The organism is Bacillus sp. 1NLA3E (genome assembly GCF_000242895.2).
Classification (GTDB): Bacteria; Bacillota; Bacilli; order Bacillales; family Cytobacillaceae; genus Bacillus_BU.
On sequence record NC_021171.1, the window covers coordinates 1,473,548 to 1,500,480 of the forward strand.

Annotated in this window: 22 protein-coding genes; all 22 read left to right on the plus strand. The window is 39.0% G+C overall.

Translation table 11 applies throughout. The features are described from left to right. Position 1 precedes the first annotated feature (1 nt). Entirely contained in the window at positions 2-955 is a 954-nt protein-coding gene (locus B1NLA3E_RS07180) for an ABC transporter permease (protein ID WP_015593175.1), read from the plus strand. A gap of 478 nt (positions 956-1,433) precedes the next feature. Next, a complete protein-coding gene (yfmF, locus tag B1NLA3E_RS07185) occupies positions 1,434-2,714 on the plus strand; it encodes an EF-P 5-aminopentanol modification-associated protein YfmF (protein WP_015593176.1) in 1,281 nt (426 codons plus the stop codon). Then, entirely contained in the window at positions 2,714-4,006 is a 1,293-nt protein-coding gene (gene yfmH, locus B1NLA3E_RS07190) for an EF-P 5-aminopentanol modification-associated protein YfmH (RefSeq protein ID WP_015593177.1), read from the plus strand. The genes yfmF and yfmH overlap by 1 nt, the downstream gene beginning before the upstream one ends. Before the next feature lie 71 nt (positions 4,007-4,077). Next, positions 4,078-4,800 carry an elongation factor P 5-aminopentanone reductase gene (gene ymfI / locus B1NLA3E_RS07195; protein ID WP_015593178.1) on the plus strand — a complete coding sequence of 241 codons (723 nt, stop codon included), beginning with the start codon at positions 4,078-4,080 and terminating at the stop codon, positions 4,798-4,800. Between the two features lie 81 nt (positions 4,801-4,881). Beyond that, positions 4,882-5,139, plus strand: coding sequence for a DUF3243 domain-containing protein (locus tag B1NLA3E_RS07200; RefSeq protein ID WP_015593179.1), 258 nt, complete (start codon positions 4,882-4,884; stop codon positions 5,137-5,139). A gap of 186 nt (positions 5,140-5,325) precedes the next feature. Further along, the gene (locus B1NLA3E_RS07205) at positions 5,326-6,114 is read left to right on the plus strand and encodes a DUF3388 domain-containing protein (protein ID WP_015593180.1); all 789 of its coding nucleotides are present in this window, start codon (positions 5,326-5,328) and stop codon (positions 6,112-6,114) included. 8 nt (positions 6,115-6,122) lie between these two features. Next, positions 6,123-7,043 (plus strand): helix-turn-helix domain-containing protein, encoded by a 921-nt coding sequence (locus B1NLA3E_RS07210; protein ID WP_328285167.1) that lies wholly within the window; start codon positions 6,123-6,125, stop codon positions 7,041-7,043. 60 nt (positions 7,044-7,103) lie between these two features. After that, positions 7,104-7,682 (plus strand): CDP-diacylglycerol--glycerol-3-phosphate 3-phosphatidyltransferase, encoded by a 579-nt coding sequence (gene pgsA, locus B1NLA3E_RS07215; protein ID WP_015593182.1) that lies wholly within the window; start codon positions 7,104-7,106, stop codon positions 7,680-7,682. Positions 7,683-7,698: 16 nt separating this feature from the next. After that, positions 7,699-8,952 carry a competence/damage-inducible protein A gene (locus tag B1NLA3E_RS07220; protein WP_015593183.1) on the plus strand — a complete coding sequence of 418 codons (1,254 nt, stop codon included), beginning with the start codon at positions 7,699-7,701 and terminating at the stop codon, positions 8,950-8,952. A gap of 467 nt (positions 8,953-9,419) precedes the next feature. After that, positions 9,420-10,463, plus strand: a complete 1,044-nt coding sequence (gene recA, locus B1NLA3E_RS07225) for a recombinase RecA (protein WP_015593184.1) — start codon at positions 9,420-9,422, stop codon at positions 10,461-10,463. A gap of 284 nt (positions 10,464-10,747) precedes the next feature. Beyond that, a complete protein-coding gene (gene rny, locus B1NLA3E_RS07230) occupies positions 10,748-12,307 on the plus strand; it encodes a ribonuclease Y (RefSeq protein WP_015593185.1) in 1,560 nt (519 codons plus the stop codon). A 90-nt stretch (positions 12,308-12,397) separates the two neighbouring features. Beyond that, positions 12,398-13,195 carry a TIGR00282 family metallophosphoesterase gene (locus B1NLA3E_RS07235; RefSeq protein ID WP_015593186.1) on the plus strand — a complete coding sequence of 266 codons (798 nt, stop codon included), beginning with the start codon at positions 12,398-12,400 and terminating at the stop codon, positions 13,193-13,195. Between the two features lie 154 nt (positions 13,196-13,349). Then, a complete protein-coding gene (spoVS, locus tag B1NLA3E_RS07240) occupies positions 13,350-13,610 on the plus strand; it encodes a stage V sporulation protein SpoVS (protein ID WP_015593187.1) in 261 nt (86 codons plus the stop codon). Positions 13,611-14,159: 549 nt separating this feature from the next. Then, positions 14,160-15,896: a 2-oxoacid:acceptor oxidoreductase subunit alpha gene (locus B1NLA3E_RS07245; protein WP_015593188.1), complete on the plus strand. Its 1,737-nt coding sequence runs from the start codon at positions 14,160-14,162 to the stop codon at positions 15,894-15,896. Between the two features lies 1 nt (position 15,897). Further along, complete coding sequence (locus tag B1NLA3E_RS07250; protein WP_015593189.1) at positions 15,898-16,764, plus strand: 2-oxoacid:ferredoxin oxidoreductase subunit beta; 867 nt, start codon at positions 15,898-15,900, stop codon at positions 16,762-16,764. Positions 16,765-17,234: 470 nt separating this feature from the next. Then, complete coding sequence (locus tag B1NLA3E_RS07255) at positions 17,235-17,987, plus strand: DeoR/GlpR family DNA-binding transcription regulator (protein WP_015593190.1); 753 nt, start codon at positions 17,235-17,237, stop codon at positions 17,985-17,987. Further along, complete coding sequence (gene pfkB / locus B1NLA3E_RS07260) at positions 17,984-18,910, plus strand: 1-phosphofructokinase (RefSeq protein WP_015593191.1); 927 nt, start codon at positions 17,984-17,986, stop codon at positions 18,908-18,910. Before B1NLA3E_RS07255 ends, pfkB begins: the two co-directional genes overlap by 4 nt. Next, on the plus strand, positions 18,911-20,791 hold the full coding sequence (locus B1NLA3E_RS07265) for a PTS fructose transporter subunit IIABC (protein WP_015593192.1): 1,881 nt from the start codon (positions 18,911-18,913) through the stop codon (positions 20,789-20,791). It begins immediately after the preceding gene. Between the two features lie 237 nt (positions 20,792-21,028). Beyond that, positions 21,029-22,573: a tRNA (N6-isopentenyl adenosine(37)-C2)-methylthiotransferase MiaB gene (miaB, locus tag B1NLA3E_RS07270; protein ID WP_015593193.1), complete on the plus strand. Its 1,545-nt coding sequence runs from the start codon at positions 21,029-21,031 to the stop codon at positions 22,571-22,573. A gap of 1 nt (position 22,574) precedes the next feature. Then, positions 22,575-23,003: a RicAFT regulatory complex protein RicA family protein gene (locus B1NLA3E_RS07275; protein WP_015593194.1), complete on the plus strand. Its 429-nt coding sequence runs from the start codon at positions 22,575-22,577 to the stop codon at positions 23,001-23,003. Between the two features lie 529 nt (positions 23,004-23,532). After that, entirely contained in the window at positions 23,533-24,078 is a 546-nt protein-coding gene (locus B1NLA3E_RS07285) for an outer spore coat protein CotE (RefSeq protein ID WP_015593196.1), read from the plus strand. Positions 24,079-24,255: 177 nt separating this feature from the next. Further along, positions 24,256-26,901 (plus strand): DNA mismatch repair protein MutS, encoded by a 2,646-nt coding sequence (mutS, locus tag B1NLA3E_RS07290; RefSeq protein WP_015593197.1) that lies wholly within the window; start codon positions 24,256-24,258, stop codon positions 26,899-26,901. Positions 26,902-26,933: the final 32 nt, after the last annotated feature.

A 26,933-nucleotide genomic window follows, 5' to 3' on the forward strand; every position in this document is an offset into this window, starting at 1 on the left:
AATGTGGACAATCATCCAGCAAATATTTCCCTATGCGATCATTTTTACAGTACCTCTTCTCATCACGGCACTTGGTGGTCTCTTTAGTGAACGAAGTGGTATTGTTAATATAGGATTAGAAGGTTTAATGGTTATTGGTGCCTTTGCTAGTTCACTTACGGTTTACTATCTTCAAGATACCTGGCCAAATAGCTCATCTGTACTATGGATTGGGTTACTGGCAGCAATGGTAGCGGGAGTTCTGTTTTCTTTATTACACGCTTTTGCGAGTATTAACCTAAGTGCGGACCAGGTTATTAGCGGTACAGCGATAAACTTGATTGCTTCTGCCTTAACGATATTTTTAGCAAGAAATATTACAGGTAGTGGAAATATCCCTATTACAAATGGGTTTTCACCAATGAATATCCCATTTTTATCAAAGATCCCTGTTCTTGGTAATTTGTTTTTTACTAAGACATATCCAACCACCTGGGTTATTTTATTGATTCTGTTCTTAAGTTCATTTATCTTGTATAAAACAAAATTTGGCCTTCGACTAAGATCATGCGGTGAGTATCCACAAGCTGCTGAAGCTGCGGGTGTGAACGTTAGATTTATTCGCTATTGTGGAGTATTAATATCTGGAGCATTTGCCGGCTTAGGTGGTGCCTTAATCATTTTAACGTATGCAGGTGAATTTACAGGGACCGTATCAGGATTAGGATTCTTAGCACTTGCCTCATTAATTTTTGGCCAATGGCGGCCATTTGGGGTGTTGGGAGCTACATTCTTTTTCGGGTTTGCAAGTACGATTGCTAACGTTTCCCAGGTAATACCTGAACTGGCGGTAATTCCGCCAATCATTTTAAAGACATTTCCATATGTTGTGACCTTAATTGCTTTAGTTATTTTCTCTAAATCATCACAAGCTCCTAAAGCAGCGGGAGAACCATTCGATTCAAGTAAACGATAATGACAAACAATAAAGAATAAAACGAGGTCTGTCTCCCAGTAAAGAATGGGGAGATAGACCTTTTTGATTGTCTGTTTTCTAAAGGATTGTTGTTTTTGAACAAGTTTTGAATGTATATCTTTAAAAATAAAACTGATTGGAGCGGAAGGTGCTCGACTCCTACGGGAGCAGCGGGACAGGTGAGACCCCGCAGGAGTCGAGCCGAGGAGGCTCACCGCCCGCCCCGCGGTTTGCTGAGCACCTGGAGCGGAAATCAGCCCCTCCTCTCATAAGTAAATAGCAACAAAGTTTACGAAAACAGCTTTTCGATTTGATGTAAAAGTTTGTAATTAGATCCTTTTCAAAGGTATAGTTAAAGAATAGCGACACCCGATTTGGGTATTTCTTATAAAATGGCTTGAATTAATTAAAATTGGGAAAAATAACAGAACATGCAATTACATAAGATTAGATAATACTTGCTAAAAGGAGGATGGAAATGACTATACTAATCGAATCTATTAAAGAAATGAAGGGGTTTCAGCTTCATATCGTCAAAACCGATAAATACAAAACCAATACTTTTGTGTGGAAAATGAAAACCCCTCTTAATAAGGAAGAAATAACGCAAAGGGCATTGCTCCCTTATATTCTACAAAGTAATTCGAAAAACTTCCCTACCACAACCAAGCTCCGTTCCTATTTAGATGATTTATATGGTGCCTCTCTATATGTTGATTTAGCTAAAAAAGGGGAATACCATGTAATTAGTTTTTCATTAGAAATAGCTAACGAAAAGTTTCTATCTGATCCAACTCCGCTATTAAGGAAGGCGATTGAATTATTTTCTGAAATATTAACAAAACCAAACGTTGAGGGGACATCTTTTGAAAAAGATACAGTCGAAAAAGAAAAACGCACCCTAAAACAACGGATTCAATCGCTTTATGATGATAAAATGCGTTATTCAAGTTTCAGGCTAGTTGAAGAAATGTGTAAAGAGGAACCATATTCCTTGAACGTTCATGGACAAATGGAGGATGTTGAAAAGATTACCCCAGAAAGCCTTTACCAATATTATCAACAGGCCTTTTCTGAAGATGAAATGGACTTTTATGTGATTGGTGACGTAGTGGAGCAAGAAGTTCAAACGATAGTAGATGAACTTCTTCAATTTGCCCCTCGCACTCCCAAAAAAATGAATGAAAAGATAAGTCCAAAAGTGGTGCAGGAAAAAGAAGTGAAGGAAGAACAAGATATCAAACAAGGTAAGCTTAATATAGGATACCGCACCCATGTCATTTATGGAGACCCTGATTATTTTGCCCTTCAAGTATTTAATGGCATCTACGGCGGATTCTCACATTCCAAGCTTTTTATCAATGTCCGTGAAAAGGCAAGTTTAGCATATTATGCAGCAAGTAGGCTGGAAAGCCATAAGGGTTTGATGATGGTCATGTCCGGCATCGATAATAAAAATTACGATCAAGCAATTTCCATCATAAAAGAACAAATGCAGGCGATGAAAAATGGCGATTTTACCGATGCTGAGCTTGAACAAACAAAAGCAGTCATCAAAAATCAGCTGCTAGAAACCATCGATACATCTAGAGGCATTGTTGAAGTGTTATACCATAATGTTGTTTCGAAAACCAATATCAAACTTGATCAATGGTTGGAAGATATGGATCGAACTACGAGAGAAGAAATCGTCAAAGTAGCAGCAAAAGTAGAGTTAGATACGATTTATTTTCTAACAGGAACGGAGGCGGGTAAATAATGAATAAAATAACCTTCGACCAACTTCAGGAAGAACTTTATTTCAAGAAAATGGACAATGGATTACAAGTATATATTTTACCGAAAAAAGGGTTCAATAAAACATTTGCTACTTTTACAACAAAATACGGTTCGATCGATGATCATTTTGTCCCGCTCGGAAAGACTGAGTATGCCAGGGTACCAGATGGTATTGCTCATTTCTTGGAACATAAGTTGTTTGAAAAAGAAGATGGCGACGTCTTTCAGCAATTTAGTCGACAGGGCGCTTCAGCTAATGCGTTTACTTCGTTTACACGAACAGCTTATTTATTTTCTAGCACATCCGATGTGGAACGAAATTTAGAAACACTGATTGATTTCGTTCAAGATCCCTATTTTACCGAAAAGACGGTCGAAAAAGAAAAAGGAATTATTGGCCAGGAAATAACTATGTATGATGACAATCCTGATTGGCGTCTTTATTTCGGATTAATTGAAAATATGTATCACAATCATCCTGTAAAAATTGATATTGCAGGGACGATAAAGTCGATTGCTGACATCACCAAGGATTTATTGTACGAATGTTACAATACGTTCTATCATCCAAGTAACATGTTATTGTTTATAGTAGGACCAGTAAATCCAGAGGAAATGATGAAACAGATAACCGAAAACCAGGCGAAAAAGGACTATCATGCCCAATCTGAAATAAAGCGAAAAATTGATGAGGAGCCTGTTTCAGTAGCGGAAAAACATAAAGTTTTAAAAATGAATGTGCAAACCTCAAAATGCCTTGTTGGCATAAAGGCACTTAATAACAGGCTTTCAGGTGAGCAAATGTTAAAACATGAATTAACGATTAATGTCCTTTTAGATCTTTTGTTTGGTAAAAGCTCTGAGAACTATAATAGTCTTTATAGTGAAGGTTTAATCGACGAAACTTTTTCATTTGATTATACTTTGGAAAACGGATTTGGCTTTGCGATGGTTGGTGGAGATACAAGTGACCCGGATAAACTCGCAGAAACAATTAAGGCGATGTTCTTTAAGTCCCAAAAAGGCGGAACATTTTCAGAGGAAGCGCTAAACCGAGCAGTTAAGAAAAAAATTGGTTCCTTTTTAAGAGCAGTTAATTCGCCTGAGTATATTGCAAACCAATTTACGAGATATGCTTTTAATGAAATGGATTTATTCGCGGTTGTGCCTACCTTGGAAAAAATCACGCTAGAGGATGTTGAGAAAGAGGCGACAGAATTAATTGCCGAAGAGCGGTTTACAGTATGTCAAGTGGTTCCGAAGTCTAATTAACCAAGAAGGCGCCTGAGTAATCGGCGCTTTTTTACCTATAGAAATAGTAATGTTTCATGGAGGAGAAATATATGAAAAAGCACGTTCTTATCACCGGGGCCAGCGGGGGAATAGGTCAAGCAATCGCATTAAAATTAGCCGAGGAAGGTTATTCATTATACCTGCATTACCATCAGAATGAAGCTGGAATCCTTGATTTACTGGAGCGGTTAAAGCCATTTTCCGGTGAATACATACCCATTCAAGCAAATCTCGCCAGTCCTGAAGGATATAAAATTGTTGCTGATAACATATTTGGCATTGATGCGGTTGTTCATAATAGTGGCACTAGTTTGTACGGACTTCTTGTCGATTTGGATGACGCTACTCTTGATACTCTAATTACCCTACATGTTAAGTCTCCAATGTTGTTAACAAAAGAGTTGTTACCGAAAATGCTGTCCAAGAGAGACGGGAACATCATCGTTATTTCGTCAATTTGGGGGCAAACCGGTGCGGCATGTGAAGTGGCATACTCAGCAGCTAAAGGGGCACAAATAGCCTTTGTAAAAGCATTAAGTAAAGAAGTTGCCTTAAATGGCATTCGGGTGAACGCCATTGCACCAGGGGCGATTAAAACGGATATGCTGAACCATTTTGCTGAGTCAGAGTTGGAAATGTTGAAGGGTGATATCCCAGTAGGAAGATTGGGGACACCAGAACATATTGCTGAAGGTGTGACATTCCTGTTGTCTGAAAAATCTTCTTATATGACTGGACAAGTACTAGCAATTAATGGCGGCTGGTATATTTAAATTTATTCTTTTATTAAGTTGTGCATATTATTTTGCGGATTTAGCAAACTAATTATGACTACTTTTAAAGGAGGTTTTACAATGTCTGTATTAGATAATTGGTCCCAATGGAAGGATTTTTTAGGTGATCGTCTTAATCAAGCTGAGAACACAGGGATGGATAAGGGTGTTGTAAATGATCTCGCCTACCAAATAGGTGATTATTTAGCAAAACAAGTGGAACCAAAAAACGAACAAGAAAAAATACTTTCTGATTTATGGTCTGTTGCTTCACCAGAAGAGCAACATGCTATCGCAAATATCATGGTGAAACTAGTTCAAAATGATGGGACACAGTGATCATCACAAATGTAAAGAGAGGGATTTCCTCTCTTTTTTTTATTAATTTTCATAAGCTCTACCCTTCAAAATCTTAAATTTTAAGTGCTTTTTGGTTTTTCCTTTCATCTTCATCCAAAATCATTTATTATAGTACCTAGATGAAAAAAGAGGAGTATATCTCTTGACTAGGTAAGGAGGGTTTTTGTGGAAAAGAAAGAATGGTATTTGGAATACGAAATACAGAAAAACCGTCCAGGTTTGCTAGGTGATATATCCTCATTATTAGGTATGTTATCAATCAATATTGTCACGATTAATGGAATTGAAGGACGTCGGGGTTTACTGATTAAGGCGAAGGACGACGAACAAATTTTGCGATTAGAGTCAATTTTAAATACAATGGATACAATAAAAATAATTAAGTTGCGTGAACCAAAACTTCGCGATCGATTAGCGGTTAGGCACGGTCGATACATACAAAGGGATGCGGATGATAAAAAAACTTTTCGCTTTGTTCGTGAAGACCTTGGGATTTTAGTGGATTTCATGGCAGAATTGATGAAGCAAGAAGGACATAAACTAATTGGCATTCGTGGGATGCCTCGCGTTGGAAAAACAGAATCAATCGTAGCAGCAAGTGTATGTGCCAGCAAAAGATGGCTGTTCGTTTCTTCTACATTGTTAAAACAAACCATTCGCAATCAATTAATTGAGGAAGAATATAATGAAAATAATTTGTTCATCATCGATGGAATTGTTTCAACCAGAAGAGCAAATGAAAAACATTGGCAACTTGTTCGAGAAATTATGCGAATGCCCACAGTTAAAGTAGTAGAACATCCGGATGTATTTATTCGGAATACCGAGTATACGATGAACCATTTTGATTATATCATCGAACTAAGAAATAAGCCTGATGAAGAGATTACATATGATCTAGTTGAGGATAAAAATATGTTCTCAGCCTCTGACTTTGGAGGATTTGATTTTTAATATTGGTGGTGTTTGCATTGACAGAATTAGGTAACAAACTGAAGGAAGCCCGAGAAGCTAAGGGATTGAGTTTGGACGATTTACAATCTGTAACAAAAATTCAAAAACGATACTTGCAGGGAATCGAAGAAGGAAATTATTCCATGATGCCCGGCAAGTTTTATGTGCGTGCATTTATAAAGCAGTACGCTGAAGCAGTCGGACTACATCAAGAAGAATTGTTTGAAAACTACAAAGATGATATCCCATCTGCCTATGATGAAAAATTGCCTGAGCAAATATCGCGGGTCTCTACGAAAAAAGCAATACCAGTTGGAAGTTCTAAAGTATTTGACCTTTTCCCAAAAATTCTTATTGGTGTTTTTATTATCGGTGCAATTGCCCTTGTATACTATTTTCTCCAACTAAATGCTGATGGAAAAAATAAGGACAAGGTCGCTGAAGATCCCCAAACTGTGACCATAGAAGATAATCCGAAGAAGACTTCTGATAACTCTAAAAAAGAAACCGTTGATAACAAGAATCAGAAAAAAGAAACGACTAAAAAGAGCACAAGCTCATCCAAGAAAACGGCCAAGAAAGAAACAAAACCTACTCAAGAACTGGCAGTCGTAACTTCGCAAGGAAGTGAAACGACGTATGAATTAAAAAATGCCACGAAGTTTGAATTGAAAGTGGCTACAACAGGTGAAACCTGGGTAAATATTTTAAATGGGAAAGGCTATTCCTTTTATAAAGGCATGCTTAAAGTTGGAGAAACTGAAAGCCAAACATTCGATTTATCGAAGGAAACCGAAGCAGTTGTTGTTATTGGAAGATCCTCCGATACCCAAATTTATGTAAATGACCAAAAGGTTGAATATGCTATTTCACCGACTGAGGAAGTACGACAAGATATTACGATTCGCTATGTCCCAACGAATGAATAGTCATCACCTGATGACTATTTTTCACTTATATATATAGAGAGCTTTTTGGAGGGAAAGAAAATGAATTTACCAAATAAAATTACCGTTTCAAGAATACTAATGATCCCATTATTCCTTATCGTGATACTTGTACCATTTTCTTGGGGCAATTTATCACTATTGGGAGTTGAGCTTCCTGTTACCCATTTCGTTGCGGCACTGATATTTATTGTGGCCTCAACTACAGACTGGGTGGACGGTCATTTTGCAAGAAAATATAATCTTGTGACCACGTTAGGCAAGTTTTTAGATCCACTGGCTGATAAATTGTTAGTTTCTGCAGCATTAATTGTTTTAGTCGACATTGGTTATGCTCCCTCATGGATTGTGATTGTCATCATTAGCCGTGAATTTGCAGTTACAGGTCTACGGTTAATACTAGCTGGAACAGGTGAAGTGGTTGCTGCAAATATGCTTGGGAAAATAAAGACTTGGGCACAAATTGTCGCGATTTCAGCACTCTTACTACATAACATGATTTTTGAAATGATCCACATTCCTTTTGATATGCTCGCTTTATGGGTTGCATTGATATTTACAATTTGGTCAGGATGGGATTATTTCGCTAAAAATAAACAGGTGTTAATCAATTCTAAATAGCCAGGGGGCCGTTACGATGAATGCTGAGATCATTGCTGTTGGTACTGAACTTTTACTTGGACAAATTGTTAATACAAATGCTCAGTTTCTATCTAAGCAGCTGGCCGATTTAGGGATTAATGTTTTTTACCATACTGTCGTTGGAGATAATGCCAGTCGCTTGAAATCCGCACTGGAAATTGCCGAAAGCCGTTCTGACCTGATTATTTTTACGGGAGGGCTTGGACCTACAAAAGATGATTTAACAAAAGAGACAATATCCGCCCATTTAGGGAAAAATCTTGTTTTAGATGATGCGGCAATTCGTTCAATTGAAGAATATTTCGAAAGAACCAATCGAATTATGACTGAAAACAATCGTAAGCAAGCCTTGGTATTAGAGGGTTCGCATGTGCTGACGAATGATCATGGGATGGCTCCAGGGATGGCACTAACTGAGAATAACCACATTTATATGCTTCTGCCAGGACCTCCTAGTGAAATGGAACCAATGGTTGTCCATTACGTTCAACCTTATTTACTATCAAAGATTTCCGGGCGAGAAAAAATTGTTTCAAGGGTTTTACGTTTTTTTGGAATTGGCGAAGCTGCGCTTGAAACGGAAATCGACGATTTGATAGAAGCACAGACTAACCCAACTATTGCACCGCTTGCAGCCGATGGAGAAGTGACGTTGCGACTTACTGCTAAGCACGCATCTGTTTCAGAAGCTGAGAAAATGCTTGATTTTGCAGAAGGACAGATTTGTGAAAGAGTTGGCGGGTTTTTGTATGGTTATGATGAAAGTTCTCTTCTTGAGGAAGCAATGAAGCTTCTTAAACAGCACCAGTTGACTATTGCTGCTGCAGAAAGCTTGACCGGTGGTATGTTCCAAGGACAGCTAACTTCCGTCGCTGGTGCTAGTCAGGTTTTATCAGGAGGGTTTGTTTGCTACACTAATGAGGTGAAAGCGAACGTTCTTCATGTTAAAAAGGAAACGATTGAAACTGATGGTGTTGTCAGTGAACGTTGTGCGGCGGAATTAGCCGAAAATGTGGCAAATTTGTTGGGTGCAAAAATTGGAATTAGTTTTACTGGTGTCGCAGGTCCGACTGAACAAGAAGGCAAGGCTGTTGGAACTGTGTTTGTAGGGATTTCTTTTCGCGGTCAGTCTACTAAAGTAGTAAAGCTTCAACTTGGTGGTAATAGGGATGCGATTCGAAAGCGTGCAGTAAAATATGGATTTTATTTATTAATTAAGAGAATAACAGAAGCACAGAATGCGGTTTAGCTGCATTCTGTGCTTTTTTTGGTTCAAAGAATTTTCGTGAGCGAACATAACTTCCTCTTAATCTTTGATAATGGCTAATAGAGAGTACACAATTACCTTAAAAATCGATTCGAATCCTCAGTTATCTGATTACTTCCTATTCCTTCATTTTTGAATAAAACCTTCTCTAGTTAATGCAAATTCGCTCTAAGAAACCACGATTTTACAATAAAATTGGGTTGAGAAAAAAGCGAATAAATGTTCGATTTTTTGCTAGACAAACTAAAAAAAAGCAGGTATAGTATAAATAGGTTTTGAGATGAGACAAGGTCGAAAAAGAGGATCGTTAGCATATCCACACGAGCAAGCAAATGCTTGGTATTTATGGTGGGATTTTAACCTTACGGTGTTTTGAGCCCGCATATTACGGGTCAAGAATCACGTTTGAAAGATATTCTTCTTCGCAACTTTAAAGGAGGAAACCGGTAGTGAGTAATGATCGTAAAGCCGCGTTAGAAATGGCGTTAAAACAAATAGAAAAACAATTTGGTAAAGGATCTATCATGAAACTAGGTGAACAAACAGACCGCAAGATTTCCACGATTTCCAGCGGTTCCCTTGCTCTAGACGTAGCGCTTGGAGTAGGTGGCTATCCAAGAGGACGAGTTGTTGAGATTTATGGTCCAGAAAGTTCTGGTAAAACAACTGTTGCCCTTCATGCTATCGCAGAAGTCCAAGCAAATGGTGGTCAAGCGGCGTTTATCGACGCTGAGCATGCCCTTGACCCAGTCTATGCACAAAAACTAGGTGTAAACATAGATGAACTCCTTCTTTCGCAACCAGACACAGGAGAGCAAGCCTTAGAAATTGCTGAAGCACTCGTGCGCAGTGGTGCTATTGAAATTATTGTTGTTGACTCTGTTGCAGCTTTAGTTCCAAAAGCAGAAATTGAAGGCGAAATGGGAGATTCACACGTAGGGTTACAAGCGCGTTTAATGTCACAAGCCCTTCGTAAACTATCAGGCGCTATCAATAAATCAAAAACAATCGCTATCTTTATTAACCAAATTCGTGAAAAAGTTGGCGTTATGTTTGGAAACCCGGAAGTAACTCCGGGTGGCCGTGCCCTTAAGTTCTATTCAACAGTTCGACTTGAAGTGCGCCGTGCTGAGCAATTAAAACAAGGAAACGATATCGTTGGTAACAAAACAAAGATTAAAGTCGTAAAGAATAAAGTTGCTCCACCTTTCCGTACAGCTGAAGTAGATATTATGTATGGAGAAGGGATTTCCAAAGAGGGCGAAATTATTGATATGGGCTCAGATCTTGATATCGTTCAAAAGAGTGGTTCTTGGTACTCATATAATGATGAGCGCCTTGGCCAAGGACGTGAGAATGCAAAACTCTATTTGAAAGAAAATAAAGCATTGCGCGTTGAAATCCAACAAAAAATTCGCGATCATTATGGTCTTGACATCGAAAAGGTCATCGCAGAGCCAGATGATCATGAAGAATTAGAGTTGATCGATTAAATTTTTCGCAGCAAAGCTTAATAGCTTTGCTGTTTTTTCTTATAAAAATTAAAAATGACCAAAGAATTGTTAGTAATTCACCAATTAATGGTAAAGATAGTTACGATAGGGGACTTACCCTTGACAATAAAATTCCACAGCTTTACAATTAAAAATGTATATTTTACATTTTTATGAGTATGTGAAATGTTAAGAGCCTTTGTGCTGTTAAATTGTACATGGCGATATGAAAAAAATGTATCAAATGATTTTATCAAAAGATTATAGCAACAGGAGGTGAAACGATGGAACCTATTGCGATCATCTCCATTTTGCTTGGCGTTTTCGTCGGTGCGGTTGTTGGCTATTTTATTCGTAAGTCCATTGCTGAAGCAAAGATTACTGGCGCAAAAGATGCGGCAGAGCAGATTTTAGAAGATGCGAAGCGAGAAGCGGAAGCATTAAAAAAGGAAGCACTGTTAGAAGCAAAGGATGAAATTCACAAGCTTCGATCTGAAGCTGAACGTGAGGTTCGAGAACGAAGAAATGAACTACAAAAACAAGAAAACCGTTTGCTGCAAAAAGAAGAGAATCTAGATCGAAAAGGCGAATCGTTGGATAAACGTGAAGCGCAACTTGAAAGAAAAGATGATTCTCTAAATCAAAGACAACAGCATATTGAAGAGATGGAAAGCAAAGTGGATGAGATGGTACGTATGCAACAAGTGGAATTAGAACGTATCTCAAGCCTATCTCGTGAAGAGGCGAAGGTTATCATTTTAGATCGGATGGAACAGGAATTAGCGCATGATACTGCGATCATGATTAAAGAAAGTGAAAATCGTGTGAAAGAAGAATCAGACAAGAAGGCAAAAGAAATCTTGTCATTAGCGATTCAAAGATGTGCAGCTGATCATGTTGCAGAAACAACTGTTTCTGTAGTAAACCTTCCAAATGATGAAATGAAGGGCCGGATTATTGGACGCGAAGGACGGAATATCCGTACACTTGAAACCTTAACAGGAATTGACCTCATTATTGATGACACTCCTGAAGCGGTTATCTTGTCAGGGTTTGATCCTATTCGTCGCGAAACTGCCAGATTAGCACTTGAGAAGCTTGTACAAGACGGACGTATCCATCCTGCACGTATTGAAGAAATGGTAGATAAAGCTCGTCGTGAAGTCGATGAGCATATCCGCGAAATTGGTGAACAAACAACGTTTGAGGTAGGAGTCCATGGGCTTCATCCTGATCTAATTAAAATTCTTGGTCGATTGAAGTATCGGACAAGTTATGGTCAAAATGTGTTAAAACATTCAATCGAAGTGGCTCAGTTATCCGGATTATTGGCTGCTGAGTTAGGGGAAGATGAAACATTAGCGCGTCGTGCTGGATTATTACATGATATTGGTAAAGCAATTGATCATGAAGTGGAAGGTAGTCACGTTGAAATTGGGGTAGAACTTGCAACGAAATACAAGGAACACCCAGTTGTAATAAATAGTATCGCTTCCCATCATGGAGATACTGAAGCAACATCAACTATTGCTGTTCTCGTTGCTGCTGCAGATGCTTTATCTGCTGCTAGACCAGGAGCTCGTAGTGAAACACTCGAAAACTATATTCGTCGACTCGAAAAGCTGGAAGAAATTTCTGAGTCATTTGAAGGCGTTGAAAAATCGTTTGCAATTCAAGCGGGTCGTGAAATTCGGATCATCGTGAAACCAGATCAAATAGATGATTTGGAATCGCATCGATTGGCACGAGATATTCGCAAAAGAATTGAAGAAGAACTCGATTATCCAGGTCATATAAAAGTGACAGTTATTCGTGAAACGAGAGCTGTAGAATATGCAAAATAAGGCGGTGCATCTGCACCGCTTTATTTTTTTGGTTGGAGAACTATGCTACAATGAAACACAACTAATCTGGAAAATAGAAAGGAATGTATGATGAGAATTTTATTTGTTGGGGATGTAGTTGGTTCACCAGGAAGAGATATGGTGAATGAATATGTTCCGAAGCTAAAAGATAAGTATCGTCCAACCGTTACCGTGATAAATGGAGAAAATGCTGCGGGAGGAAGAGGGATAACGGAAGATATTTATCGTGGATTCCTGGAAATAGGTGCTCAGGCGGTAACGCTTGGAAATCACGCTTGGGATAATCGTGACATTTTCGAGTTTATTGATAAAGCGAAGTATTTAGTTCGACCAGCAAATTTTCCTGATGAGGTTCCAGGAAATGGAATTGTCTACTTAAAAGTGAACCAAGATGAAGTGGCCATCATTAATTTGCAAGGCAGAACGTTTATGCCTTCACTTGATTGTCCTTTTAAAAAGGCAGATGAGTTAATCGAGGAAGCTAGCAAAAGAACTCCAATAATATTTGTGGATTTTCATGCAGAAGCAACAAGTGAAAAACAGGCCATGGCTTGGTATTTAGACGGAAGGGTTTCTGCCGTTGTAGGCACCCACACCCATGTTCAAACTGCAGATGAGCGAATTCTCCCCTCTGGTACTGCTTACATCTCTGATGTTGGAATGACAGGCCCGTATGACGGGATATTAGGGATGGAAAAGGAAGCAGTCATCAAAAGATTTTTGACTAGCTTGCCCGTCCGATTTGAGGTCCCTAAAAGTGGTCGCACACAGCTAAGTGCTGTAATCCTTGATTTAGATAAAAAAACGGGGTCCGCCAAAAAGTTCAGTAGAATTCTAATCAATGATGACCACCCGTTTTTTTCCTAATGCGATAAGAACAAGGCACTTTCGCTTTTCTTTTTTTGTCCAAGCTGGAATAAGTCTCCTTGTTTCCGAATATAGTAGCAATGGAATGATATACACCTGATTTGTTCATGGATATGAGCATGCGGGATCGGGAATTAACGAGGAGGAGCCAGGAATGGATATATTAAAAGTTTCAGCAAAGTCTAATCCTAATTCAGTAGCTGGTGCGCTTGCTGGTGTTCTACGTGAGAGAGGTAATGCGGAAATTCAAGCAATCGGTGCAGGTGCATTGAATCAGGCCGTAAAGGCAGTTGCAATCGCAAGGGGCTTTGTGGCTCCGAGTGGAGTCGATTTAATTTGTATCCCAGCCTTTACAGATATCAAAATTGACGGCGAAGAACGAACTGCCATTAAATTAATTGTTGAGCCAAGGTAAAGATTATTTAAAGAGGTAGATTTATATTCTTTTTTTTAGGGTATTTACATTTTTACTTAAAAATCAATAAGAATAATAAAAGGCCTGTTTGCATCTAAACTGCAAACAGGTTCTTTTTTTAAGATTTTCATTTAAAAATATAAAAAAATGAAAATGCAAGGGAAAAATTATTATTCTAAAATACACGTAAAATTTTAGTAATTCATTAATTTCTTTTCTGATGGCTGAAGAGAAGATGGGGAAATCCCTATAAATAAAGGGTTTACTCACTTTTGAAAATGAATGAGAATTCATTCTTTTTACAGAATATCATTTATATTTTTCAAAATAAAAAAATATTCACATTTTCGTCAATATTTAGTCTTAAATGGTTGCATTTTTTTACAGTAGGGGCTAAAATTGTAATCGTTTAGTACCATACTAAAATAATAGATTTACGAGAGATTCTATCAAATTTAGTTAATTTTAAGTAAATTGCTTAGTAAGGTGCTGCACTGAAAATATTAATGTTTTACATATTTTCTTAACGTATCCAAAGGGGTGTAAGAAATGATCAATCAACTTTCATGGAAGGTTGGCGGACAACAAGGGGAAGGTATTGAGAGCACTGGGGAGATATTTTCCATTGCCTTAAATCGTTTAGGCTACTACTTGTATGGTTATCGTCACTTTTCATCACGTATTAAAGGCGGTCACACAAATAATAAAATTCGCGTAAGCACAAAACAAGTTCGTTCCATCTCAGATGATCTTGACATTTTGGTTGCATTTGACCAAGAAACGATAGAACTAAACTATAAAGAACTTCATGAACATGGGGTTATCATTGCCGATACTAGATTTGATCCACAACAACCAGCTGATAGTAAGGCTCCGATGTATGCGGTTCCATTTACGGAGATTGCTACAGAACTTGGTACTTCTCTTATGAAGAACATGGTTGCTATTGGCGCAACTAGTGCGGTATTAGACCTTGATATTCAAGTATTTGAAGAAGTAGTAAATGAAATTTTTGGAAAAAAAGGACAGCAAGTTGTTGCTAAAAATATGGAAGCAATTCGCGCTGGCTTTGATTATATGAAAGAAAAGATTGGTGACAAGATTGAAACCATGGAGCTTGAAAAAGCTGATGGAAAGAAACGTCTGTTCATGATTGGAAACGATGCCATTGCAATGGGAGCTGTTGCTGGAGGCTGCCGATTCATGGCTGCATACCCAATCACACCTGCTTCTGAAATCATGGAATATTTAATTAAACATTTACCACCACTAGGTGGAGCGGTTATTCAAACAGAAGATGAAATCGCTGCAGCTACGATGGCAATAGGTGCAAACTATGGTGGTGTCCGTGCGATTACGGCATCTGCAGGTCCTGGTCTTTCATTAAAAATGGAAGCAATCGGGTTATCAGGGATTACCGAAACTCCATTAGTAATAGTTGATACTCAACGTGGTGGCCCATCTACTGGACTTCCAACAAAACAAGAACAGTCTGATTTAATGGCTATGATTTATGGTACACATGGTGAAATCCCTAAGATTGTTATGGCTCCAAGTACTGTTCAAGAAGCATTCTATGATGCTGCTGAAGCGTTCAACCTAGCTGAAGAGTATCAATGTCCTGTTATCTTATTAACAGATTTGCAATTATCACTTGGAAAGCAAACGGTAGAGCCGCTTGAATTTGATAAAATTGAAATTCGCCGTGGTAAGCTTGTTCAAAGCGAACTACCTGAAATTGAAAATAAAGGCTATTTTAAAAGATATGAAGTTACAGAAGATGGTGTTTCACCTCGTTCAATTCCTGGTATTAAAAATGGTATCCACCATGTTACAGGTGTTGAGCATGCTGAGACTGGAAAACCTTCTGAGTCAGCAGCAAACCGTAATGCACAAATGGATAAACGTTTTAGAAAACTAGAAAACTTGAAATTTAACACACCAGTTTATAAAAATGCTCCTCATGAAGAAGCTGATCTTTTAATAGTTGGTTTCAATTCAACAAGAGGTGCGATTGAAGAAGCGTTAATCCGTTTAGAACAAGATGGATTAAAGGTAAACCATGCTCAAATACGCTTAATTCATCCGTTCCCTGTTGATGAAATGCTACCACTAGTGAAATCAGCAAAGAAAATTGCGGTAATAGAAAACAACGCGACAGGACAGTTGGCTAACATTATTAAAATGAATGTGGGTTGTGGAGAAAAGGTTGTCAAAATCTTAAAGTATGATGGAAATCCGTTCTTGCCGCATGAAGTTTATTCAAAATGCAAGGAGTTGTTCTAAAATGACCACATTTAAAGATTTTCGAAATGATGTGAAACCAAACTGGTGCCCTGGATGCGGAGACTTTTCAGTGCAGGCTGCCATCCAACGTGCCGCTGCAAACGTTGATTTACAACCTGAAAATTTAGCTGTTATTTCTGGAATTGGTTGTTCAGGCCGTATTTCTGGTTATATTAACTCATATGGTTTTCATGGTATTCACGGACGCTCATTGCCAATCGCTCAAGGTGTAAAAATGGCTAACCGCGATTTAACTGTTATTGCATCCGGTGGAGATGGTGATGGCTTTGCAATTGGTATGGGTCATACAGTTCATGCCATTCGCCGTAACATTAATATTACTTACATCGTAATGGATAACCAAATCTACGGTTTAACGAAGGGTCAAACATCTCCTCGTTCAGCTGCAGGTTTTAAAACGAAATCTACACCATTTGGTTCCGTTGAACAAGCAATCTCACCAATGGAACTAGCATTATCAGTTGGCGCGACTTTCGTTGCTCAAAGTTTTTCTACTGATTTAAAAGATTTAACAGCATTAATTGAAGCTGGAATCAGACATGATGGCTTCTCATTAATTAATGTTTTCAGTCCTTGTGTTACTTATAATAAGGTAAATACGTATGACTGGTTTAAAGAAAACTTAACTAAGCTAAGTGATGTCGAAGGTTATGACTCATCTAGCCGTGAAGTAGCGATGCAAACGTTAATGGAGCGTAAGGGTCTAGTAACGGGATTAATCTATCAAAACACTGAGCGTAAATCATATCAGGAATTGATTACAGGTTATTCCGAAAAACCACTTACTCAAGCTGATCTAAAATTAGATCAACCTTATTTCGACAAACTCGTTGAAGAATTTATGTAATAAAAATCAAAACCCCGTTGGGAGATTTCTCCCAGCGGGGTTTTTTTGTTGGAAAAGGGCCCAAGAGCAGGTCGATAATATTTATTTTATTCAAAGGCTCTGTTAAATTAGAATGTAGATTTCCGTTTCAGGCACTCGCGCACCTTAGGGGCGGGCGGTGAGCCTCCTCGGCGCTAAAGCGCCTGCGGGGTCTCACCTGTCCCGCTGCTCCCGCAGGAGTCTTCGTGCCTTCCACTCCAATCAACATTGTGCAAAAATCAACATTGAGCTTTAAAACAGCCTATTCAAAAATAATCACGGTGGTTTGATAAAATGACTGGAATTAAGCATTGCTCATACCTCTTTATTTGGGGATGTAAAAAAACGTTCAAAAACTTTCATAAAATGAAAGATTTATTGAATGAAAATGAAAGAAAATGATTGATTTTTGAAATCGGTTACAGTATGATACATACATAGGTGGTGAGGAAATGTTAACGCCTGAGCGTCATCAATTAATATTGAAGATTTTAAAAGAAAAAAACATGGTAAAAATACAAGAAATAGTAGAATTAACAAACACCTCTGAATCAACTATTCGCCGAGATCTCATCCAGTTGGAACAAGAAAAGTTCTTAAAAAGAATTCATGGTGGGGCAGCAAGGCTACAAGGAAAACTGCAAGAACCAAGCATGATTGAAAAATCCTCCAAAAACCTTCAAATCAAGAAGCAAATTGCCGAGTTTGCTGCAGGAATGATTGAAGAAGGGGATTGCCTCTATCTTGATGCAGGATCGACAGTGTTTGAGATGATTGAGCATCTACCAGAAAATATTGTAGTCGTTACGAATGGATTGATGCATATCAACGCATTACTAGATAAAGGGATTGATACGTATCTAATAGGCGGGATTGCCAAACATAAGACGCGAGCCATTATTGGAAGAGGGGCACTTATAGGACTTGAAAACTATCGGTTTGATAAATGTTTCATGGGTGTAAATGGCATCCATCCCCAATTTGGGTATACTACACCAGATCAGGAAGAAGCAATGATTAAACAAAAAGCGATGAGTTTGTCTCGTGAAGTATATGTGCTAGCGGATGAATCGAAGTTTACAGAAATAGCATTTGCAAAAATTAGTGATCTTCATGAAGCAACGATCATAACAAGTGCGCTTGATGAAGAAACAATCGAGCAATATCGCAGGAAAACTACTATTAAGGTTGTGAAAACGTCATGATTTATACGGTGACATTAAATCCATCAGTTGATTATATCGTTCAAATCGAGAAGGTCAATCTTGGTGAACTAAACAGATCCATCAATGAAGACAAGTTCCCTGGTGGAAAAGGAATTAATGTTTCTAGAGTCCTAAAGGAAATGGGCGTAACGAGTAAGGCCCTAGGTTTTACTGGTGGTTTTACAGGTAGATACATTACAGATTATTTACAAACTGAAAAAATCGAAACGGATTTCGTTCAAGTGAGCGAAGATACAAGAATCAACATCAAGCTAAAGACGGAAAAGGAAACTGAAATAAACGCAAGTGGTCCAAGTATTACAGATGCAAACTTTGTTGCTTTAAAGGATAAAGTCAGACAGTTAACCGAAAACGATATTCTTGTTTTAGCAGGTAGCATCCCGTCCTCATTGCCAGAAACTACTTATGAGGAATTGGTGAAAATTTGTGCTGAAAATGGTGCGAAATTTGTCGTTGATGCAGAAGGTGAACTCCTAATGAAGGTGTTACCATACCACCCTTTTCTCATCAAGCCTAACCATCATGAACTTGGCGAGATTTTCGAAACAGAGATTACCACGTGTGAACAAGCGATTCATTACGGAAAACTCCTAATCGAAAAAGGGGCAAATAACGTGATTGTTTCACTTGCAGGTGAAGGAGCAGTTTTTATTAACAAAGAAAGCGCCTTTATCGCTGAAGTGCCAAAAGGGGAAGTAAAGAGCTCTGTTGGGGCAGGAGATTCAATGGTTGCTGGCTTTTTAGCAAAGTTTGGAGAAACAAATGATGTTAAGACCGCTTTTCAATACAGTGTTGCTTCTGGTAGTGCAACTGCTTTTTCAATAGGGCTTTGCACACCTGAAAAGGTAGAAAAACTACTGCCTCAAGTAAAAATAAAACAGACAAGTAAGGGGAGACCTTAAATGAAAATTACCGAACTTTTAACGCTTGATACAATCATTCTGACAATCCCAGGGAACAAAAAAACTGATGCCATTGATGCACTGGTCGATGTCCTTGATCAAGCAGGAAAATTGTCCGACAAAAGAGTATATAAAGAGGCCATTTTAAAACGAGAAGAACAAAGCACAACAGGAATTGGAGAAGGAATTGCGATTCCTCATGCGAAAACTTCAGCTGTAAAAAATGCCGCGATTGCCTTCGGAAAGTCAGTTGAAGGGGTCGATTATGCATCACTTGATGGACAGCCTGCACATCTATTTTTTATGATTGCAGCCCCAGAGGGTGCTAACAATACACATTTAGAAGCATTAGCTCGCCTTTCTTCAATTTTAATGAATGAGGAAGCACGTACAAAGTTAATGAAGGCTACTACAAAAAATCAAGTGATTGAAATCATCAACAGCTATGACCGCGAGGAAGAACAAGAAGAACAAAGTATGGCTAATAAAAAGCAATTTATTGTGGCTGTTACGGCATGCCCTACCGGAATTGCCCATACCTTTATGGCTGCTGATTCCCTTCGCGCTAAAGCCGCTGAAATGGGAGTAGAGATTAAGGTTGAAACAAATGGTGCTGGTGGAGCAAAAAATGTTATAACCGCTGATGAAATAAAGAATGCGACAGCTGTCATTATTGCCGCAGATACAAAAGTTGAAATGAACCGTTTTAAAGGTAAACACCTAATAGAGACATCAGTAGCTAGTGGAATTCGTAAACCACAAGAATTAATTAGCAAAGCTGTAAGTCAGGATGCCCCTATTTATGGCGGGTCAAGTGATGGCGTTTCTGAGGAAAAACCATCTAAGAGTGGAAAAGGCGTGGGAGCGACCATTTATAAGCACTTGATGAGTGGTGTATCCAATATGCTTCCATTTGTTGTAGGCGGAGGGATACTAATTGCGATTTCCTTCATGTTTGGTTATAAAGCATTCGATCCAAATGATCCATCCCATAATGCGATTGCAGAAGCTTTAATGACAATCGGCGGCGGTAGCGGAGCTTTCGGGTTTATCGTTCCTGTCTTAGCTGGATTCATCGCGATGAGTATTGCTGACCGCCCTGGATTCGCACCTGGTATGGTTGGAGGTATTTTGGCAGCTAGCGGCGGAGCGGGCTTCCTTGGCGGGATAATCGCTGGTTTCTTAGCAGGATATGTAGTAGTTGGGTTAAGAAAAGTTTTATCAGGTTTACCGGCTTCGCTTGAAGGGATTAAAACAATTCTATTATATCCATTGTTAGGGATTGCGATTACAGGGTTTATCATGGTCTTTGGAATTACCAAACCAGTGGGTATTTTAAATAGTGCAATCACAGACTGGTTATCAGGAATTGGAACAGGAAATGCAGTATTCCTTGGAATCTTGTTAGGTTTAATGATGGCATTTGATATGGGTGGTCCTGTTAATAAGGCTGCTTATGTATTTGGAACAGGGTTATTAGCAAACGGAGTTTATGAGCCAATGGCAGCAGTTATGGCAGCAGGTATGGTTCCACCTTTAGCAATTGCTGTTGCAACAACACTATTCAAAAACAAGTTTACAACTCAAGAAAAAGATGCAGGAAAAGCGAACTACATTATGGGATTATCTTTTATTACTGAGGGTGCAATCCCATTTGCAGCAGCAGATCCAATTCGGATTATTCCATCTATTATGGTTGGTGCAGCTGTTACGGGTGGACTCTCAATGATGTTTAAAATTGGCTTACGCGCTCCTCATGGTGGAATATTTGTGGTTCCACTAGTAGATGGTGGCTGGTTCCTATATTTAATTGCTATTTTGGTAGGAACTGCAATTAGTGCTTTATTAATCGGATTCTTAAAAAAACCTATTGTAGAATAACAGTTGAACGGCAGCGATCTTCGCTGCCGTTTTATTGCGGTCAGATAGGGCTCCAGACTTAAAAGGGAAAGGTTTTTTATTGTTTTCAAGCCTTTTTGCCTTTATACTATTATAATGTGTATGTGACTTATCACATATGGAATAAATGGAAATATAGTTATTTTTTTAACCAGTTTTAATGTCTAGCTACAGGCGCCAGTGGCACCCTATGCTTTTCTACGAGAAGGGAGATCCATCATGAACGAGAAACAACGTTTGGAAGGTCAACAAGTACAGGCTGCAAATTCTTCGGACAAAAAATCCGATAAGGATTACAGCAAGTATTTTGAGGCTGTTTATACACCACCGTCCTTAAAAGAAGCGAAATCACGTGGTAAAGAAGAAGTAAAGTATTCGCGCGATTTTAAAATTCCTGAAGAATTTCGAGGGATGGGTGAAGGCAGAAAGTTCTATATTCGGACGTATGGCTGTCAGATGAATGAGCATGATACCGAAGTAATGGCGGGGATCTGTTTAAGTCTTGGCTATCAGCCGACTGATACCGTTGAAGATGCCAATGTGATCCTATTAAATACTTGTGCGATCCGAGAAAATGCCGAAAATAAGGTTTTCGGCGAAATTGGTCATTTAAAGGTACTAAAGAAGGAAAGGCCAGACCTGCTTCTTGGTGTTTGCGGTTGTATGTCTCAGGAAGAATCCGTTGTTAATAAAATTCTTTCTAAGCATCCACATATCGACATGATATTTGGCACACACAATATTCACCGTCTGCCCAATATTTTGCAAGAAGCATACATGTCTAAAGAGATGGTTGTAGAGGTATGGTCAAAGGAAGGCGACGTCATCGAAAACCTGCCAAAAGTACGCCGTGGTAATATTAAAGCTTGGGTTAATATCATGTATGGCTGCGATAAGTTTTGTACGTATTGTATTGTGCCATTTACTCGCGGAAAAGAACGAAGCCGTCGTCCTGAAGATATTATTCAAGAAGTCCGTCAATTGGCCGCTCAAGGTTATCAAGAAATAACATTACTTGGACAGAACGTCAATGCGTACGGTAAAGACTTAACGGAAATGAACTATGGTCTTGGAAATTTAATGGATGAAATTCGCCTTATGGGTGTTCCACGTATCCGTTTTTCGACCAGTCATCCGCGTGACTTTGATGACCATTTAATCAAAGTGTTAGCGAAAAAAGGGAATTTGATGGAACATATCCATTTACCTGTTCAATCCGGCTCGACAGATGTTTTGAAAATAATGGCCAGAAAATATACCCGCGAACAATATCTTGAACTTGTTCAAAAAATAAAGGCAGCTATCCCGGATGTGACGTTAACAACGGACATCATTGTTGGTTATCCGAATGAAACGGAAGAGCAGTTTGAAGAGACGATGTCTTTAGTTCGAGAAGTGGGATTTGAAGCAGCTTATACGTTTATTTATTCTCCGCGTGAGGGAACGCCGGCTGCAAAAATGCACGATAATGTGCCATTAGAAGTAAAAAAAGAACGGTTACAACGCCTAAACACCCTTGTCAATGAACAATCGGCAGAGGCGATGAAACAATATAAAGGTCAAGTAGTAGAAGTGTTAGTTGAAGGGGTAAGTAAAAACAACTCAGAAGTTTTGGCAGGCTACACTCGTAAAAGCAAACTAGTGAACTTCAACGGTCCAAAAACTGCAATTGGAAAAATAGTGAAGGTTAAGATTACCAACACAAAAACATGGTCTTTAAACGGAGAAATCGTGGAAGAATTTGAACCAGTTGAGGTGAAGTAAAGTGGCGAAGTATACAAAAGATGATATCGTTGCTCGTGCAAAAGAACTTGCACAAATGATTTCAGAAACAGAAGAAGTGGATTTCTTTAAACGAGCAGAAGCTCAAATTCATGAAAGTGAAAAGGTTAAACAAACCATTTCAACAATCAAAGGATTGCAAAAGCAAGCTGTAAATCTTCAACATTATGGAAAAGAAGAAGCATTAAAGAATGTAGAAGATAAAATCGCTCAACTTGAACAAGCATTAGACGAGATTCCAGTTGTTCAAGAATTTAAGCAATCACAAGTTGACGTAAATGATCTCCTGCAGATTATTGCATCAACGATCTCCAACACTGTTACTGATGAAATCATCACTTCAACCGGTGGGGATTTATTGCAGGGGAAAACGGGATCAGCGATTGATCACGACGAACACTGTCATCATTAAGAAAAATTTTTAAAAGTGAAACCAGGTGCCTTTGGCAGCCTGGTTTTTTTTGATTTGGAGGAGGTTGAAATGGAGTTTGGCGGATAGAGGCATTGATTTCGCGGATTGGCGCCTGATTTTTGCGGATTGGAAGCCAAACTTGGCGGATTGGCCCCAAAATTCCGCGGATTGTGGTCCTCAAACTTGGCGGATTGGCCCCAAAATTTCGCGGATTGTGGCCTTCAAACTTGGCGGAAAAGACCCCAAAACTCCGAGGACTTGACTCGAAATTCCAGATAGACCCCAAAATTTTACGGGTGGGCCCAAAACCAACGTAGATAGACCCAAAATCTTCGCAGATAGAAGGAAATCACATTCAAATGTCCTAGATTATTCATTTGGAAGAATCGTTTTTTCGGAACCACTCCCCATAAAAAACATACTATGAACTATGCCTAAACTTTTACCTAGCAAGGTTCAAAATTGTCGCACACTAGTCTAATATCTCGCATAGGATGAAGTGAAAATGAATGAGGAGGGTTCGCTCGCAATGGGAGAATACAGAGAGATTATCACGAAAGCGGTTGTGGCGAAAGGACGTAAATTTACACAATCCAAACACACAATTTGCCCTGCACACCATCCGTCCAGCATTCTCGGCTGCTGGATTATTAACCATAAATACGAGGCAAAAAAGGTCGGTAGAACGGTGGAGATTGTCGGGACTTATGACATCAACGTTTGGTACTCTTATAGCGATAACACAAAGACAGAAGTAGTTACTGAACGTGTCGGTTATTCCGATGTCATCAAGTTAAAAAATCGTGACCCTGATAGCTTTGAAGATCAAGAGGTCATAGCCCGCGTCTTACAACAGCCAAACTGCACTGAGGCAGTTATTTCCTCAAGTGGAAATAAAATCACCGTCCATGTGGAAAGAGAGTTTCTCGTAGAGGTGATCGGCGAAACAAAGGTTTGTGTATCCATCCATCCAGGAAAATGTAACTGCGATGACGATGATTGGGGAATGGACTTAAATGATGACGAATTCGCCGACCTAAATCCTGACTTCTTAGTAGGGTCAGAAGAGGAATAAACACCAACTAGGAAGGTCTTACTTCCTAGTTTTTCTTTTTAAAAGGGGCTTTCCAACACTAGATTTCATTTGTTTTTTAGAAATAGGTAAAGCTTTCATGTCTTCAGGAATATTTGATTATGGTATAATTAATTGTTGAAAAAAAGTACTGATAGATTGAGAATGTTGGAGGATACTATGGCCGCTTACACGCCGATGATACAACAATATTTACAAGTAAAGGCAGACTATCAAGATGCCTTTTTATTTTTTCGTTTAGGTGATTTTTATGAAATGTTCTTCGATGATGCTATATCAGCATCGCAAGAACTTGAAATAACATTAACGAGTCGTGATGGAGGGGGAGAAGGGAAAATTCCAATGTGCGGTGTTCCCCACCACGCTGCACCACAATACATTGAGCAATTAATTGAAAAAGGATACAAAGTCGCCATTTGCGAACAGACAGAAGATCCGCGTCAGGCAAAAGGTGTCGTTAAACGAGAAGTTGTCCAATTGATTACACCTGGAACCATGATGGAAGGCCGCGGCCTTAGTGAAAAAGAAAATAATTACCTCGCTTCGATCACAGTGTTTGAAGATCAAACCTACGGATTTGCTTATAATGATCTGTCTACCGGAGAAAATCGCGTCACCCTTTTGTCCGGAAGTTTTGATGAAGTTTTAAACGAATTGTCGATTTCAGGGGCGAAGGAAGTAGTGATAGCCACATCATTCCCGGACGAACTTCAAAGGAAAATCCGCGAGCGTTCTGTCGTTACCCTTTCCTTTGAGGATGATTTAACGATACAGGACTTTTATTCTCCGTTGTTAAAAGAAATAGATTTATTAACAAAACGCCAGACTGTGGCCAGGCTATTAAATTATTTGTATCGTACGCAAAAACGCAGCCTGGATCATTTACAACCTGTTTCCCAATATGAAGTTCAACATTATATGAAAATAGATTATTATTCTAAGCGCAATCTTGAATTAACGGAAACGATTCGTTCAAAAGGGAAAAAAGGGTCATTAATATGGTTATTAGATGAAACGAAAACGGCAATGGGTGGACGTCTGTTGAAGCAATGGATTGATCGTCCGTTAATAGATCGGGATGAAATACAGCACCGCCATTCACTAGTCGAGACCTTTCTTGCTCACTATTTTGAGCGTCAAGATCTGCGGGAAAAATTAACCGAAGTATATGATCTCGAACGGCTTTCAGGACGGGTGGCCTTCGGGAATGTTAACGCTCGTGATTTAGTTCAACTTAAGCGGTCATTATGGCAAATTCCAGGAATTAAGCAATTGATCGGGGAGTTACCTAATGAAACGGCCGTTGCGCTTGCTGAACAGCTTGACCCATGTGAAGATGTGACCGACCTGTTAGAACGAGCCTTAGTCGAAAATCCACCTATCTCCCTAAAAGAAGGAAATATCATTCAGGACGGATATCACGAAGAGCTAGATCGTTATCGTGATGCCAGTCGCAACGGGAAGACATGGATTGCCCAGCTCGAACGGCAAGAACGAGAAAAAACAGGGATTAAATCCCTTAAAATCGGCTATAACCGAGTGTTTGGTTATTATATAGAAATTACACGAGCGAATTTACATCTTCTACAAGATGATTTATATGAAAGAAAGCAAACGCTATCGAATGCAGAACGGTTTATCACCCCGGAATTAAAGGAAAAAGAGGAACTCATTTTACAAGCTGAAGAAAAGATTGTCGAATTAGAATATCAGCTATTTTCAGAGATTCGTGAGCGGATCAAAGAATATATCCCTCATTTACAGGCATTAGCAAAAAGAATCAGCGAACTTGATGTATTGCAATGCTTCGCAACAATTAGTGAAAATCGTCACTATGTTAAACCGCTGTTTTCAGATGAACGGCGAATTTTTATAAAAGAAGGACGGCATCCGGTTGTTGAAAAGGTGATGAATGCCCAAGAATACGTTCCAAATGATTGTCATATGGATCGTGACCGCGAAATCTTGTTAATTACTGGACCCAACATGTCAGGGAAAAGTACGTATATGCGACAGGTGGCACTAACGGCTATTTTGGCGCAAATCGGTTGTTATGTTCCCGCTACAGAAGCGGTCTTGCCCATTTTTGATCAAGTGTTTACGAGAATTGGGGCTGCAGACGACTTAATCTCTGGTCAAAGTACCTTTATGGTCGAGATGCTTGAAGCGAAAAATGCTATCACAAATGCCACACAAGCAAGCTTGATTTTATTTGACGAAATTGGCAGAGGTACCTCGACATATGATGGTATGGCACTTGCCCAAGCAATGACTGAATACATTCATAACCGGATTGGAGCTAAAACCTTATTCTCGACCCATTATCATGAATTAACCGTGTTAGACGAGGAGCTTAATCGACTGAAAAACGTTCACGTAAGTGCGATTGAACAAAATGGGAAAGTTGTCTTTCTACACAAGATTAAAGAGGGCGCTGCTGATAAGAGTTACGGAATTCATGTCGCTGAGTTAGCCGAGTTACCTAAGGAAGTTATTCGTCGCGCTAATGAAATTCTGCATGCATTAGAGGACAAGGCTGAAGAAATGGATAAGAAAGCAAATGAAAAGGCTGGAAAATTGGAGAAGGTTTCTGAACACAGCACTCTTATAATGGATCAGCAACAACAAGTGAATGAAGAGGCGCAGCTTTCCTTATTTGTTGAAGTAGAGAAACCAAAAAAGAAAGATTTTGATTCGAAAGAAAGAAAGGTTCTCGAGCAAATAAAAGAATTGAATCTGTTAGATATGACGCCGCTTCAGGCCATGAACACATTGTACGAACTGCATAAAAAAATAAAAGGGTAAAAAGAAAAGCGGCAATTTGCGCTTTTTGAATT